Raw genomic sequence first — 476 nt, forward strand, 5'->3', positions numbered from 1 at the left:
CTGCCGATCTGGCGGATCAGGCCTTCCTTGCCCGTCATGCAGAACACGCAGCCCACGGCACAGCCCACCTGGGTGGAGACGCACAGGCCGTCGCGCGGCAGCAGCACGCTCTCGATGGTCTGGCCGTCGGCCAGGTCCAGCAGCAGGCGGGCCGAGCCGTCTTCGCCGGGATGCTCGGAGCGCAGCCTGGCCAGGCCCTCGATGTCGGCGAGGATACAGGGCAGGCCGTCGCGCAGTGCTTGGGGCAGGAAGGCTTCGGGGCGGCGCTTGCCGCCTTCTTGCGGCAGGGCCTGGGCCCACAGGCGCAGCACACGCTGCTCGTGGATGGGTTTGGCGCCCAGCGCGCGCAGGCGCTGGCGGATGTCTTCGATGCGCATGGAGGCGTAGCGGTCGCGGTGCAGGGCGTCAGTGTAGGGGCTGGGCTTCACCGTGCGGCGTGGTGTACGTGTGCAGTGCGGCTTTTCTCGCGTTCACCT

The 476-nt window shown here is 70.2% G+C and carries 1 pseudogene; it reads right to left on the bottom strand.

What is annotated here, in order from left to right:
* A pseudogene (locus tag HUO12_RS14355) lies at positions 1 to 377 on the bottom strand (hypothetical protein); the annotation flags it as partial.
* Positions 378 to 476 lie beyond the last annotated feature (99 nt).

Origin of the sequence: Altererythrobacter lutimaris, from assembly GCF_013371495.1 — a bacterium.
Classification (GTDB): Bacteria; Pseudomonadota; Alphaproteobacteria; order Sphingomonadales; family Sphingomonadaceae; genus Erythrobacter; species Erythrobacter lutimaris_A.